18 protein-coding genes are annotated in these 13940 nt (G+C 46.8%); 14 read left to right on the plus strand and 4 right to left on the minus strand.

Annotated features, from left to right (window positions below):
* Nucleotides 1-26: 26 nt before the first annotated feature.
* Nucleotides 27-506 carry a helical membrane plugin domain-containing protein gene (locus H2R00_RS01555; RefSeq protein ID WP_154994415.1) on the minus strand — a complete coding sequence of 160 codons (480 nt, stop codon included), beginning with the start codon at nucleotides 504-506 and terminating at the stop codon, nucleotides 27-29.
* 21 nt (nucleotides 507-527) lie between these two features.
* Complete coding sequence (gene fdhF, locus H2R00_RS01560; protein WP_182070340.1) at nucleotides 528-3467, minus strand: formate dehydrogenase subunit alpha; 2940 nt, start codon at nucleotides 3465-3467, stop codon at nucleotides 528-530.
* A 307-nt stretch (nucleotides 3468-3774) separates the two neighbouring features.
* On the opposite strand from fdhF, the gene H2R00_RS01565 reads away from it, so the two are divergent.
* From H2R00_RS01565 to H2R00_RS01580, 4 genes are all read left to right on the plus strand, one after another.
* Nucleotides 3775-4146 carry a Na-translocating system protein MpsC family protein gene (locus H2R00_RS01565; protein ID WP_154994516.1) on the plus strand — a complete coding sequence of 124 codons (372 nt, stop codon included), beginning with the start codon at nucleotides 3775-3777 and terminating at the stop codon, nucleotides 4144-4146.
* Nucleotides 4147-4176: 30 nt separating this feature from the next.
* On the plus strand, nucleotides 4177-4941 hold the full coding sequence (locus H2R00_RS01570; RefSeq protein ID WP_244958266.1) for a GNAT family N-acetyltransferase: 765 nt from the start codon (nucleotides 4177-4179) through the stop codon (nucleotides 4939-4941).
* Nucleotides 4942-5085: 144 nt separating this feature from the next.
* Complete coding sequence (locus H2R00_RS01575) at nucleotides 5086-5817, plus strand: SGNH/GDSL hydrolase family protein (RefSeq protein WP_182070341.1); 732 nt, start codon at nucleotides 5086-5088, stop codon at nucleotides 5815-5817.
* A 77-nt stretch (nucleotides 5818-5894) separates the two neighbouring features.
* Entirely contained in the window at nucleotides 5895-6050 is a 156-nt protein-coding gene (locus tag H2R00_RS01580; RefSeq protein ID WP_023855260.1) for a hypothetical protein, read from the plus strand.
* A 114-nt stretch (nucleotides 6051-6164) separates the two neighbouring features.
* Here H2R00_RS01580 and sda read toward each other — a convergent pair whose 3' ends face one another.
* Nucleotides 6165-6305: a sporulation histidine kinase inhibitor Sda gene (gene sda / locus H2R00_RS01585; protein ID WP_003183713.1), complete on the minus strand. Its 141-nt coding sequence runs from the start codon at nucleotides 6303-6305 to the stop codon at nucleotides 6165-6167.
* 368 nt (nucleotides 6306-6673) lie between these two features.
* Between sda and H2R00_RS01590 the strand changes: the two genes are divergently transcribed.
* The 8 genes from H2R00_RS01590 to H2R00_RS01625 are packed head-to-tail and all read left to right on the plus strand — an operon-like array spanning nucleotide 6674 to nucleotide 11699.
* A complete protein-coding gene (locus tag H2R00_RS01590; protein WP_020452282.1) occupies nucleotides 6674-7192 on the plus strand; it encodes a YqeG family HAD IIIA-type phosphatase in 519 nt (172 codons plus the stop codon).
* A 3-nt stretch (nucleotides 7193-7195) separates the two neighbouring features.
* A complete protein-coding gene (yqeH, locus tag H2R00_RS01595) occupies nucleotides 7196-8296 on the plus strand; it encodes a ribosome biogenesis GTPase YqeH (RefSeq protein WP_182070342.1) in 1101 nt (366 codons plus the stop codon).
* 19 nt (nucleotides 8297-8315) lie between these two features.
* Nucleotides 8316-9152 (plus strand): shikimate dehydrogenase, encoded by an 837-nt coding sequence (gene aroE, locus H2R00_RS01600; RefSeq protein ID WP_154994407.1) that lies wholly within the window; start codon nucleotides 8316-8318, stop codon nucleotides 9150-9152.
* Entirely contained in the window at nucleotides 9146-9436 is a 291-nt protein-coding gene (gene yhbY / locus H2R00_RS01605) for a ribosome assembly RNA-binding protein YhbY (protein WP_003183704.1), read from the plus strand. Before aroE ends, yhbY begins: the two co-directional genes overlap by 7 nt.
* Before the next feature lie 18 nt (nucleotides 9437-9454).
* Nucleotides 9455-10024, plus strand: coding sequence for a nicotinate-nucleotide adenylyltransferase (locus tag H2R00_RS01610; protein ID WP_182070343.1), 570 nt, complete (start codon nucleotides 9455-9457; stop codon nucleotides 10022-10024).
* Nucleotides 10014-10577, plus strand: coding sequence for a bis(5'-nucleosyl)-tetraphosphatase (symmetrical) YqeK (gene yqeK, locus H2R00_RS01615; RefSeq protein ID WP_182070344.1), 564 nt, complete (start codon nucleotides 10014-10016; stop codon nucleotides 10575-10577). The genes H2R00_RS01610 and yqeK overlap by 11 nt, the downstream gene beginning before the upstream one ends.
* 13 nt (nucleotides 10578-10590) lie before the next feature.
* Nucleotides 10591-10947, plus strand: a complete 357-nt coding sequence (rsfS, locus tag H2R00_RS01620; RefSeq protein ID WP_003183699.1) for a ribosome silencing factor — start codon at nucleotides 10591-10593, stop codon at nucleotides 10945-10947.
* Nucleotides 10944-11699, plus strand: coding sequence for a class I SAM-dependent DNA methyltransferase (locus H2R00_RS01625; RefSeq protein ID WP_154994399.1), 756 nt, complete (start codon nucleotides 10944-10946; stop codon nucleotides 11697-11699). The genes rsfS and H2R00_RS01625 overlap by 4 nt, the downstream gene beginning before the upstream one ends.
* 69 nt (nucleotides 11700-11768) lie before the next feature.
* On the opposite strand, the gene comER is transcribed toward H2R00_RS01625, so the two are convergent.
* Nucleotides 11769-12590, minus strand: coding sequence for a late competence protein ComER (comER, locus tag H2R00_RS01630; protein WP_217903537.1), 822 nt, complete (start codon nucleotides 12588-12590; stop codon nucleotides 11769-11771).
* Nucleotides 12591-12672: 82 nt separating this feature from the next.
* On the opposite strand from comER, the gene H2R00_RS01635 reads away from it, so the two are divergent.
* Together H2R00_RS01635 and H2R00_RS01640 are read left to right on the plus strand one after the other, a co-directional pair.
* Complete coding sequence (locus H2R00_RS01635) at nucleotides 12673-13302, plus strand: helix-hairpin-helix domain-containing protein (RefSeq protein ID WP_154994395.1); 630 nt, start codon at nucleotides 12673-12675, stop codon at nucleotides 13300-13302.
* Between the two features lie 67 nt (nucleotides 13303-13369).
* Nucleotides 13370-13939 carry a ComE operon protein 2 gene (locus H2R00_RS01640; protein ID WP_154994394.1) on the plus strand — a complete coding sequence of 190 codons (570 nt, stop codon included), beginning with the start codon at nucleotides 13370-13372 and terminating at the stop codon, nucleotides 13937-13939.
* Nucleotide 13940 lies beyond the last annotated feature (1 nt).

Below are 13940 nucleotides of genomic sequence, written 5' to 3' on the forward strand. Positions count from 1 at the left end.
AAATGTTGAGCCGGTTTTCTTATTTGTTAGTCTTTCAGTGCTTTTCCCATGCCTTTTAAAAATTGCAGGCCGAAGCCGACGGCTCGGTTGATGTCCGGGTCGTTCATAGCTTTCAGCAGATCGAGGACCCCGGTTTTTTTATCGCTTTTTAAAAAGTCCTCTCCTTGTTTTGTGCCGGCGACGATGCTTTCTGTCAGTTTCCCCATGACTTCCGGTTCGGCTTTGGAGAGGGCGCCGCCCGCTGCAATTGCTGTATTCATCAAGTTTTTGGCTGGCTCTTTGGACAGCTGGCCGAGGACGATTTTGGCAATGTCTTCCTTCGCGCCGATCATGCTGTCTGCGGCATCAAGAACCCCGAGGCCGTTCAGTTCGCCGAGAAGCTTCATCGTTTTTGAAACGGCGGCTTCCTGTTCAGCCAAAAGGGATTTGAGTTCTTCAAGTTTTTCGAGCTTCATTTGCTCCTCAGATTTGTCTTCTTTGCGGATGGCGGTGATGGGAGCTGCCATGTGAGATGACCTCCTTTTGATTTAGTCTGTTAAATGAACGTATCCCGGACGTTTCCATTTCCGCTCGACTTCGGCTCCGTTTTGCGGATGGCGTTTCTTATTGCGCGGATTTGTTTTCGGAAGCGGCGGTTCTGCACATGCGCCGAGCACTTCCATACGCACTTTGGTCTGCTTGTAAGCAGGTGTATTGGTGCGCGCATCTACTGCGGGACCTGTCAAGAAATTGATCGCAGATTCTTTATCTGTCGAGTTCATCGGCAGATACAATTCGTTGGCTCTGACCCGGTCTGTCACAAGCGCGGTTAATTTTACGGCGCCAAACGGCGAGATCAGTCTGACCTGCGATCCGTCACAGACGCCCCGTTCTTTGGCGAGCTTAGGAGAGACTTCAACAAAGACGTCCGGCACTTTCGCCTGGATGCCTGCCGATTTGTTCGTCATATTGCCTTCGTGAAAATGCTCCAGCATTCTGCCGTTGTTAATGTGAAGGTCGTACTCTTCAGGAAATTCGGCAGGCTTTGTCCAGTCTGCGAGGGCAAAGCGGGCTTTCCGATCAGGGAAATTAAAGCCGTCTTCATACAAAAGAGGCGTGCTTTCTCCGGTCAGGCTGCCCCACAGGAAGCTGTTCCATCCTTCAATTGCGTCATAATCCGCCTTGGCGAACAGCGGAGACAGGCTTGCCATTTCTGAAAAAATGTCTCCCGGGTGGCTGTAATGCCAGTCAGCTCCAAGCCGGTTTGCGATGTTTTGAATGATGACCCAGTCGGGCTTTGCGTCTCCGAGCGGCGGAAGCGCCTGATACAATCGCTGGACGCGTCTTTCCGTGTTTGTAAAAGTTCCTTCTTTTTCAAGCGAAGCTGACGCAGGCAAAACAACGTCGGCGTATTGGGCTGTTTTCGAAAGGAACATATCCTGAACCACAAGGAAATCAAGGCTTGATAAAATGTCATGGACCCGGTTTGCGTTTGAATCGACTAAAGCCATATCTTCTCCGACGATATACATGGCTTTCATTTTACCTTCTTCAACGGCGTGAAGCATTTCGATGTTGTCAAGTCCAGGTTTATTGTCGATTGTTGTGCCGTAAGCTTGTTCGAACTTTTTCCGCGCTTTGTCATCTGTAATGTGCTGATATCCCGGAAGCCAGCCGGGAAGCGTTCCCATGTCACAGGCGCCTTGGACATTGTTGTGGCCGCGGAGCGGGTACGCCCCTGCGCCCGGGCGGCGGTAATTGCCGGTAGTTAAAAGCAGATTTGAAATCGCGGCGGACGTGTCGGAACCGCCTGTGTTTTGGGTGACCCCCATCCCCCAAAGAATGCATGTTCCGTCGGCGTCGCGGATCATCTCAGCGATTTGGATCAGCGTCTGTTTATGGATGCCTGTGATTTTTTCTGCAAATTCAAGGGTGTATGTTTCAAGCGATTGCTTATATTCTTCAAAGAAATTGACGTTTTCATCAATGAAAGCCTGATCGTGCCAGCCTTTGTCGATCATATACTTCGTCACGGCCATCAGCCATACTTGATCAGTTCCTTGCCGCGGTCTGATGAACAGATCCGAGCGTTCGGCCATTTCGTTTTTGCGAAGGTCGGCGACAATCAGCTTTTGTCCGTGAAGCTTATGGGCGCGCTTCACACGGGTTGCCAGTACCGGGTGGCCTTCGGCCGGATTGGCGCCGACGATGATGACGAGGCCTGCTTTCGCGATGTCTCGAATGGTGCCTGCATCGCCGCCCATGCCGACTGTGCGGAACAATCCGTCTGTTGCCGGAGACTGGCAGTACCGCGAGCAGTTGTCGACATTGTTAGTGCCAAATACTTGCCGCGCCAGCTTTTGCATCAAGTAGTTTTCTTCATTCGTGATCTTTGAAGACGAAATAAACCCGACGGCGTCTTTTCCGCTCTGCTCCCGAATCGAGCCTAATCTGCGGGCGACGTAGTCAAGCGCTTCTTCCCAAGTCGATTCGACAAATTCATCATTTTTGCGGATCAGCGGTTTGGTTAAACGTTCTTCCGCATTTACAAAATCCCATCCGAATTTCCCTTTCACGCACGTCGAGATGGCGTTGACGGGAGCTTCTGACACCGGCTGAATTTTTAAGATGTCACGGCCTTTTGTCCATACTTCAAATGAACAGCCGACACCGCAAAACGTACAGACGGTTTTTGTCTTTTTGATCCGCTGTGAGCGCATCGCCGCCTCGACTTCTGAAACGGCAAAGATGCTGCTGTATCCCGGCTCTACATCTTTGACAAGGTCGATCATCGGCTCCATGACATCCGGTTTGATGCCTGTCATGAAACCGGCTTTTCCAAGCATTGATTTTTCCATTAACGCATTGCACGGACAGACCGTGACACACTGCCCGCAGCTGACGCATGAGGACTCGTTGATTGAAACGCCTTCATCCCAGATCACCCGCGGCCGTTCACGCTCCCAGTCAATCGAGAGCGTCTCATTGACTTGCAGGTTTTGGCACACTTCAACACATTGTCCGCATGCGATGCACTGATTCGGATCATAGCGGTAAAAGGGGTGAGACATATCGACTGCGCAAGACGGGTCTTCTTTAGGCGTGTAAGGGTATTTCTGCTCTTCGATTCCCATCATTTCTGCCGTATTATGTAGCGTACAGTTGCCGTTGTTGTTGTCGCATACCGTACAATAAAGCAAATGGTTTTCGAGCAGGCGGTCCATTGCTTCTTTTTGTGCTGCTTTGACCCGTTCTCCAGACAGGCTGACCGTCATTCCGTCTTCTGCCCGCAGGGAGCATGCCCGTTTTAATTTTCCGTCTGCTTCCACAATACAGGTATCACACGTTTGAATAGGATCCGTCTCCGGAACATGGCATATTTGCGGGTGTTCAAACCCGTTTTTGTTCAATATGTCTAAAACGGTTGCCCCGGCCGCTGCTTTAATTTCTTTGCCGTCTATCCGGACACTGATTGGCTTTCCGTCCATCTTTATTCCCCTCCATCATCTTTTCAAAATCAAAAAAGCCATGTATATATATACCGATCCCCGGCGCGGAAAGCGGTATAAACATACATGGCGGAATAGTTTACTAGCAAAGCTTACTAACAGACCAATCCTATATTGTCAGAATTCGATAGATTCATAACACGACAGTATTACAAATCCATCAGCCCGGCTTTTATTATAAAGTGATATTGATTATAATTCAATAGAATAGGAAAATTTTAACCAAGTGAAATGTCTAAGGGGACATCGAGACAGGTGCAAGGTTTAAACGGAAGGGGTATAAATGATGTCTAAAAAAATCCACGAATTCAACGATATGATCCGCAAGCTTCGAAAAGAGCTGTTTGGCAAGGGGCCTGAACGGATTCGCACGGTCTTTGTCGACAATATGGCAGTTTCGACGCTTTACGGCAATTTGACGGCGAGCGAGCAATTTATTGCAAGCACGTCGGAGGGAAGGGAAATGGTCCATGCCGCAAGGACTACCCTGATTCAGAAACACTACTCCAATCACGTGCCGGAGGGAATGGAGCAGCTCATCGGAGCGAAGCTGGAGCACCTTTTTACAGACATCAAAATTCAGGAGGATATTGCGGTGTCTGTTTTTATCTTTGACCGCAATATTGAAGACGGCACCGAATCAGCGAGCGGGGCTTGACGATCGGTCTCAAGTTCGAGGGAGGGAGTCATGATGATTGAACTGAAATCGAGCGAAAAACGAAAAGCAAAGATTTTGTTAACAGAAGAAAGTCCGACATTCGCGCATGCGATAGCTGAAGGACTTATCGAAGGAAACGTCTATGTCGATGATTTCCTCACGCCGGCCACTGCTCTTTTTCGGACAGCTTCCGGGATTTATTATGTCGCTGGAAACGTTCCGGACAGCGGAAGAAGCCAGTGGCTTCATTATTTGAATGAACAGAGGAACGGAGCGCGCTTTACTGTGTTTTCGGCTTCCGAAAAGTGGGATGACTTTTTAATCGAGGGGCTTGGCGATCCGCTGCAGCAAATGGAGCGCGTGTCATTTTTCCTTGGAAAAGAGGAACGTGATTGTGGCGCCGCATTTGACGGGGTTGAAAGATTTTCTGAAGATGACCTTCAAAAAAGCGCGAATTTTACTGAAAAATACGCTGATGAATATTGGGGAGGGACCGGCCGTTTTTTGAAGAACGGTTTCGGGTTTAAAGTGTTGCATGAAGGTGTGATCGCCAGTGAATGTGTCTCCATTTTTTGTTCGGAACGCTTTGCCGAAGTTGATATCGCAACACACCCGGATTACAGGGGACGGGGGTTTGCAGTCCGCTGCGCCAGCGCCTTTATCGCGCATGCAATAGAGAATCGTTTGAAACCGCGCTGGGATTGCGACCGGCAAAACGACGCATCGATTCGCCTCGCTGAAAAATTAGGCTTTCGACCTGTCAAAACATATTCATTGTTTGTCGGAAAACCGTGAACCAATACGAATGTTTTTAAACAGGGGGGACAGGTTAAAGGCATAGCAAGGACTAAACGCTTGCAGGATGACAGAGATTTCTCCCGTTGAAAGTGCGGCTTCTCTCCTATATGATCGTAGTATTGGCTTTTGGAGGTGGAACGAATGAAAAAAAGCTTGGTGATGGTCCTCGTCTTTCTGCTTCTGCTTGCAGGCTGCGGAGAGGACGATCCCAGAAAAGTCGTAGCATTTGGAGACAGCAATACACGCGGCTCAAATTGGCAATTTCGCGATTATCCAAAAGCGGAAAAGTGGGTCAATTTACTTCAGACTTCCCTTCAAGGGCAGTACAAAATAAATAATGCAGGAATAGGCGGAGAAACGACGGAAGACGCCAGGTTTCGGTTCAGGAAGGATGTGCTGGATAAGCAGCCGGCATATCTTTTTATCATGTTCGGAACAAATGATGCAGCAATTCTTGCGAAAGGGCTGCCGCGCGTATCCAAAAAAAGGTTTAAAGAAAATCTCTATTATTTTGTTAATGAAAGCCGCCGCCGCGGGATAGAGCCGATATTAATGACGTGCCTGCCGATCGTCGAAGGAAGCGGAGACAACATCTTTTATTATGCAAGATACCGTGCTGCTTCGTTTGAAAAATACGGAGGAGCGCGTAAATGGCACGATTCCTATAATGACGTCACAAGGGAAACGGCGCGTGAACTTGATGTTCCGCTAATCGACAACTGGAAAAACATCGTGAAAAAAGCAGGTGGAGCTACGGATGAGAAGCTGATCCATTCGGGGTTTATCGACCCATCGGGAAATCACTTAACCCCAAAAGGCGCGCGAATTATTTTTGAAGGAATTAATGAAAGTAAAGTCATAAAAACTTCTTGATTTAAGTAAAAGGCCTAGCCATTTCTCCTTTTTCTTCATAGGCTGTTACTATAACAGTCCAAAGGAGGAATGATGCGATGGGATATCCTTTTCCCGCTGGTCCGTGTTCGTACCCGGCTTATCCCGGATATGCAGGCGCCGCATACGGATATGCGTTCGTTGTCGTCCTTTTAGTCGTCCTGCTGGTCATCGGCGGGTTCTACTGGCTTAGTCCTCACGGATTCTTCAAATAGCACCTCTTTTAGAGAGGTGTTTTTTCATGAAAAACAGTAGTAAGCGTATTATTCAAGTGATATAATATCAACCTAAGTGAAAAAAAGCGGCAAGAGCGCCCGGGAGTGCTTGAGCTATGAAGAGACGGAAAGCAGATGACCGAGCGACCTTCTTTTGATTTCAGTTTCAATCAGCTCGATGAATTCGCGGTTCAAATTCATCTCATTTGCTTTAATGTATGATTCTATTAAAAGTTCATCAGACAGCTTTTTCATACTCGGTACCCATTTAATGGGGAAGACACCTCCTTATGAAAATTGGAATAACCTGTTTGGAATAAGCATAAAATGTTAAGTTATATGATCTTTGTTTGAAGTACCTATAATCTATCATGAATATTGGGCGAGAACAATCGTTCTGTTATCCACACCAAAAAGTGGATAACTTGTGGGTATCATGTTTATAATTTAATAAAAGGTCGATGAAATATGAGTGGATACTGTGTGTAATTTTATCCACACCTGTTGAAGAATCCTATTATATGTCGAAAACTTTTCGAACAGCCGATTTTTTAAGACACTTTTAGATTTGATTCGACACATTGAAAAAAGAAGCAGTAATTGAAAGGAAAGGGTGCGGCTTTGTGTTAAAAAAGTTTTTTTTGCCGGATGAATTTGTAAAAAATATTTTTCATATTACCCCTGAAAAACTAAAAGAGCGCAATGTAAAAGGGATTATTACGGATTTGGACAACACGCTTGTAGAATGGGACAGGCCGAGTGCGACACCGCGTCTTATCGAGTGGTTTGAAGAGATGAAAGAGCACGGCATTAAAGTGACAATTGTCTCTAATAATAATGAAAAACGCGTCAAAATATTTTCTGAACCGCTTAATATTCCGTTTATTTACAAAGCGAAAAAGCCGATGGGCAGAGCTTTCAGAAAAGCCGTCAAAAATATGGGTCTTAAAAAAGAAGACGTCGTTGTCATAGGAGATCAGCTTATGACAGATGTGCTGGGAGGGAACCGCAATGGGTTCCATACCATTCTTGTCGTGCCTGTGGCAGCTTCCGACGGCTTTTTTACGCGTTTCAACCGCCAGGTGGAACGTAGAATTCTCAGCGCTTTAAAACGGAAAGGCCATATTCAGTGGGAGGATTAAAGAATGGAAAAGGTAGTTTGTATCGGATGCGGAGTCGCCATTCAAACCGAAGATAAAAATAAACTGGGCTACGCGCCTGAAGCATCGCTGTTAAAAGATAACGTCATCTGCCAGCGCTGCTTCAGATTGAAAAATTATAACGAAATTCAGGATGTTTCACTGACGGACGATGATTTTTTGAAAATTCTGCACGGCATCGGAGAAACGGATTCGCTCATCGTGAAAATCGTCGACATCTTTGATTTCAACGGAAGCTGGATCAACGGACTCAACCGCTTTGTCGGAGGCAATCCGATCTTATTAATAGGAAACAAAGCAGATATTCTTCCTAAATCAGTCAAGCGCGAGCGTCTTGTGAACTGGATGAAGCGCGAAGCGAAAGAGCTTGGCTTAAGGCCTGTTGATGTGCTGCTCGTCAGCGCCGGGCGCGGGCAGGGGATGAAAGATGCGATCGACGCGATCGAACATAACAGACAAGGCAAAGATGTATATGTTGTCGGATGTACGAACGTAGGGAAATCCACATTTATCAACCGGATTATTAAAGAGGTTTCCGGAGAAGACGACATTATTACGACATCTCAATATCCGGGGACGACGCTTGATGCGATTGAAATTCCTCTGGATGACGGATCGGCGATGTATGATACGCCGGGAATCATCAACCATCATCAAATGGCGCACTATGTCGCGAAACGCGATCTGAAAATATTGACGCCGAAGAAGGAACTGAAGCCCCGCACCTTCCAGCTGAACGAAGAACAGACGCTGTTTTTCGGCGGATTGTCGCGGCTTGATTATGCAAGCGGAGGCAGATCTTCGTTTGTATGCTATATGCCGAATGAACTCAAGATTCACAGAACAAAGCTTGAAAATGCTGATCAGCTGTATGAAAAGCACGCTGGGGAAATGCTTGCTCCCCCTGCAAAAGAAGATCTTGACTCGTTTCCGGAGCTTGTCAAACATACGTTTACGATTAAAGAGCCGAAAACGGACGTTGTGTTCTCAGGCCTCGGCTGGGTAACCGTCCAAGAGGCAAACCAAAAAATTGTCGCCCACGCCCCTAAAGGCGTTCACGTGTTTTTGCGCAGATCTCTAATATAAGTGCTAAGGGGAGAGAGTTATGAAACCGATATACGGACTGATTGGCAATCCGGTGGCTCATTCCATGTCTCCGGACATCCATAATGCGGCTTTGGAGGATCTTTCTTTAAAAGGGCATTATCACGCTTTTCTCGTGGAAAATGAAGATCTTGAAGATGCTGTGAAAGGCATGCGGGCCCTTGGCATTCAAGGGTTTAATGTGACCGTCCCCCATAAAGTAGCGATCATGAAGTATCTCGACCGTATTGATGAAAGCGCCGAAGCTCTCGGGGCGGTAAACACTGTCAGAAGAGAAAAAGAAGGGCTGGTCGGATATAATACAGATGGAGCAGGGTTTCTTAAATCGCTGAAACCATCCCTTGATCGTCCGCTTTCTGAGCTCTCGATACTGTTGATCGGAGCCGGCGGTGCGGCGAGGGCGATATTTACCACTCTGGCAGCTGAGATGCCGAAGCGGCTGGACGTTGCCAATCGTACGCCTGAAAAGGCACTAGCATTCACTCAGCATTTTGATGGAGAGGCACGTGCCTTGTCGTTGCAGGAAGCGGAAGCAGACTTGTCAGCATATGATATCGTGATTCAAACGACGTCGGTCGGGATGCATCCGAACATCGAAGCTGCCCCGCTTTCATTGACGAATGCGAAAGAAACGTGCCTTGTATGCGATATTATCTACAATCCGCTGAAAACGGCCCTGCTGCAGGAGGCTGAAGCAAAAGGCTTGAAAACGTTGGACGGAGTCGGCATGTTCATCGGCCAGGCGGCCCTTGCCTTTGAGCTGTGGACTGGACATGAGCCGAATATGGAAAAAATGAAATCAATTGTATTGCAGCAACTAGGAGGAAAATCATGCTAACAGGAAAACAAAAACGCTATTTGCGCCGGGAAGCGCATCATCTGTCACCGATTTTTCAAGTCGGCAAAGGCGGAGTCAACGAAAATATGGTCAAACAAATCAGTGAAGCTCTTGAAGCCAGGGAATTGATCAAGGTGAGCGTGCTGCAAAACTGCGAGCAGCCTAAAGAGGAAGTAGCCGAAGCGCTGGCGGGAGGAGCTCGTGCCGAACTGGTGCAGACGATCGGAAACATTATTGTGCTGTATAAGGAGTCAAAAGAAAATAAAAAAATTGAGCTTCCTTAACGCTTAAAGGTGGTAATCATGAGGAAAATCGGGATTTTTGGAGGGACATTTGATCCTCCGCACAACGGGCATTTATTAATGGCAAATGAAGTCCTGTACAAACTGGATCTTGATGAAATTTGGTTCATGCCCAACCAAATTCCGCCGCATAAACAAAAAAACGCGTTTTCGCTAAGTATGCACAGGTTGGAAATGCTGAAGCTCGCCATTTCGGGGAAAGAGCAATTTAAACTGGAAACGATCGAACTCGAAAGGGAAGGCCCTTCTTATACTTTTGATACCGTTCGCCTGCTGAAAGACCGATACCCTGACCATGAGTTTTACTTTATTATCGGCGCGGATATGGTGGAATACCTGCCGAAATGGTCAAACATTGACAAGCTTGTCAACATGATTCAATTTGTCGGGGTGAAGCGGCCAGGCTTTCAAATTGAGACGCCGTATCCGCTCGTTTTTGTCGATGTGCCTATTTTTGAAGTGTCATCATCTTTACTCAGGGACCGCATTAAAAATCAGCAGCCGACAGATTACTTAATCCCTGACGAAGTGAAGGTCTATGTGAAGGAGAATCGTTTATATGAAACGTGAGGAAGCCTTAGCCTGCGTGCAAGAACAGCTGACAGAACAGCGCTACATCCATACGGTCGGCGTGATGGAGACGGCTGTAAAACTTGCCGAACGGTTTGGCGCAGATGTGAAAAAAGCTGAAACGGCCGCGATATTTCATGACTATGCCAAATTTCGCCCGAAAGAGGAGATGAAACAAATCATCCTCGACGGGGGCGGGCCGCTTGAAGTGCTCGATTTTCATCATGAACTTTGGCATGCGCCGGCAGGAGCAGCACTTGTCAAAACAGAGGTCGGGATTACGGATGAAGACATCCTGTCAGCCATTCGATTCCATACATCCGGAAGGCCGAATATGACTCTTCTTGAAAAAGTGATTTATGTAGCGGACTATATCGAGCCGGGCCGCCGTTTTCCAGGAGTTGAAGAGGTTCGGACTCTCGCTGAAGAAGATTTGGATTTAGCGCTTATCCAGGCATTGAAAAATACGATTACCTTTTTAATTTCAAAAAATCAGGCCGTTTATCCGGAAACGGTCGCCACATATAATGCTTTAGTAAACGATAGACATTAGGAGGAATTACTGAATGGATCAAGCTTCAATTTTAAAAATTGCCGCAGAGGCCTGCGATGATAAACGGGCGGAAGATATTATCGCCTTGAATATGCAGGGGATTTCCCTCGTGGCTGATTATTTTCTGATTTGCCATGGGAACTCTGACAAACAAGTGCAGGCCATTGCCCGGGAAATTAAGGATCAGGCTGAAGAAAATGGAATTGATGTGAAGAAAATGGAGGGCTTTGACGAAGCCAGATGGGTTTTAATCGATTTGGGAGATGTCGTTGTCCACGTTTTCCACAAAGAGGAACGAGGCTATTACAACCTTGAAAAGCTGTGGGGAGACGCGCCGATTGAAGACCTTTCGTTCGGAGTTAATGAATGATCTATAAAGGGTTTTCCAGTATTTATGACAAGCTGATGTCTCACGCTCCTTACGATCAGTGGGTCAGCTGGATTGAAAAAACGATCGGTGCACAGCAGAAAGAACGTATACGGATACTTGATCTGGCGTGCGGAACGGGGGAAATATCGGTCCGCTTGGCTGAAAAAGGCTTTGATGTCACAGGAATCGATATCAGCGAAGACATGCTTGCCCAGGCCCAGTACAAAGCAGCCATCCGGCAGCTTGATATTCAGTTCTTTCAGCAGGATATGCGCGAACTTTCCGGGCACGGGCAAGAGTTCGACGCTGTCGTGATCTGCTGTGACTCGCTGAATTATTTAAAGGACGAAAAAGACGTTTTCAATACTTTTAAAAACGTTTTTTCTCTATTAAAAGAAGGCGGCCTTCTTCTGTTTGATGTTCATTCCGTTTACAAAATGGATGTCATTTTTCCGGGAAGTACGTATGCCGATCAGGATGAAGAAGTGAGCGTCATCTGGCAAAGCTATGCGGGGGATGAGCTCCATTCAGCTGTTCACGATTTGACCTTCTTCGTAGAAAGCGGAGACGTGTACGAAAGGTTTGATGAATCGCATGAACAGCGGACTTTCCAGACGGAAAAGTACATCAGCTTATTGCAGCAAGCCGGATTTGAGGTGCAATGCGTCACTGCAGATTTTTCAAAATTGGAGCCAAGCGCAGAGTCGGAACGTCATTTTTATACAGCGAAAAAAACAAAAACCATCGTTTAATCGTAACGATGGTTTTTCATAATGCATTTTTCCTTTGTTGAGATCTCAGCACATTCGTGAAACAATGAATCAAACGGAAAATTGCTTCTTGACCAGAGCGATATCTTCTTCATACTTCAAATGGGTGTTTCGGAACATCTGGCGGAACATATCCTGAACGCCGCTTTCCAGCGCCTTAATTCCCTCACCGGTTACACCGCCTTTAACGCAAACCTTTTCCTGCAGGGTGGGCAGTGTGTAGTGGCCTGTTTCGAGCAGCCTTCCCAAACCTACGAGCATTTCTTTCGTCATTAAAATAGCATCCTCTTTTGACACGGATGTTTCTTCGACAGCCGCCTGGATAAACTCCTGAACCAAATAGCTGATAAAGGCGGGGCCGCAGCTGACAATGTCTGAGGCGACCCTCGTAATCCCGCTTTCGATTTCGAGAGGGATTGAGATCTTGCTCACTAAAGACGTCAATTTTTCTTTTGCCTCAGCTGTGCAGCTTTCTCCGAAAGTCAATAATGACACGCCGGACAACGCTCTGTTCGTAATGCTCGGGATCACTCTTGCCGCCTGGCAGGAGACAATGGCTTCCAGCTGTTCGACCTGCACCGGACTCGTAATGGTGACCACAATCTGATCGCGAGTGAAGACGGGTGAGAGCCGTTTTAGCAAAGGATAAATATCCAACGGCTTTACACAGATAAACACGGCATCACTTTCCGTAATCACTTCTTCCGGCCGTTCTGCAACCTGAATGTCTGGGAATCGTTTTTTTATGTTTAACGCTTTGTCGATCGTTCGGTTAGTAATTGTTAAAGATGAGGGAATGACTGCTCTGGATTCAATCAACGCCTCAATTAAAATGGTCCCCATATTTCCCGTCCCGATAAAGCCGATATTCAATCGTTCTCCCCTCCTTTGAACCTGTATCTTTTAAACGATATGAAGGCTTCAGTCAAAATATGTATGAAAGCAGGTGAGCAGTTTGACAGATTGGCTAAAACAATATAAATGGCATGCCGCGGGAGGCGTTGCACTCGTCTTGATCATCAGCGCGGCCTTCATGCTGTTAAGCGGAAAGCGTGAAACTTCATCCGGCCTCTCTTTTCCTGAGGAGGCTTCTGCACAGACTTTTGACAAGAAAGAGGAGGCGAAGCGGGAAAAAAACGCGGGGAAAGAGGAGGTTATCATCGATTTGAAAGGCGCTGTGAAAAATCCGGGTGTCTATCAAATGAAGGAGGGAGACAGGGTGCACGATGCATTGAAAAAAGCAGGCGGCACCGTGAAAAAAGCGGACCAAAAACAAATTAATCTGGCAGCCGTTTTGCAGGACGGTATGGTTGTTTACATTCCATTTGAAGGGGAAGAGACAGCTGGTTCTCTTTCGGAAGCGGGCTCAAGAGCAGAAGGCAATTCCGGTGGTCTCGTCAATATTAATACGGCTTCCTCTGAGGAGCTTCAGGCGATTCCAGGCATCGGCCCTTCAAAAGCGGAAGCGGTTATCGAATACCGTGAGGAGAACGGACCGTTTCAGACGATCGAAGACATCACGAACGTTTCGGGAATTGGAGAAAAGTCTTTTGAAAGAATAAAATCTTCAATCACGGTAAAGTAAATTGACGTTTGCCGATAAACATATGTAAACTTAGGGAAGTCGACATCGTATTTTGGAGGGAAAACAAGTGGAACGGATTTCTTGGGATCAATATTTTATGGCGCAGAGCCATTTGCTGGCGCTTCGCAGCACGTGTACAAGGCTTGCTGTAGGAGCGACAATTGTCAGGGATAAACGAATTATCGCAGGAGGCTACAACGGATCGATCGCCGGAGGTGTTCACTGTGCGGATGAAGGCTGCTATATGGTGGACGGGCATTGCATCAGAACAATTCACGCCGAGATGAACGCGATTCTTCAGTGTGCAAAATTCGGAGTACCGACTGAAGGCGCTGAAATATATGTCACTCATTTTCCGTGCATTCAATGCTGTAAATCAATCATTCAGGCAGGTATTAAAACGATATATTATGCGAAGGATTACAAAAACCATCCTTACGCGGTTGAACTTTTCGATCAGGCTTCTGTTAAAGTGGAGCAGGTAGAGCTCGAGGAGATGATTATCGACTTGAAAAACCAGGAAAAGTTATTGTTTGTAGCCGATCTGATCAAACAGCTGGCTGATAAAGGCCTTGAGGAAGAGGAGATCAGGAAAATACACGAAGAGGCCAATAAACTGTTTACAAGCTACGTGTAAT

This window comes from Bacillus haynesii, assembly GCF_014042035.1.
GTDB classification, from domain to species: domain Bacteria; phylum Bacillota; class Bacilli; order Bacillales; family Bacillaceae; genus Bacillus; species Bacillus haynesii.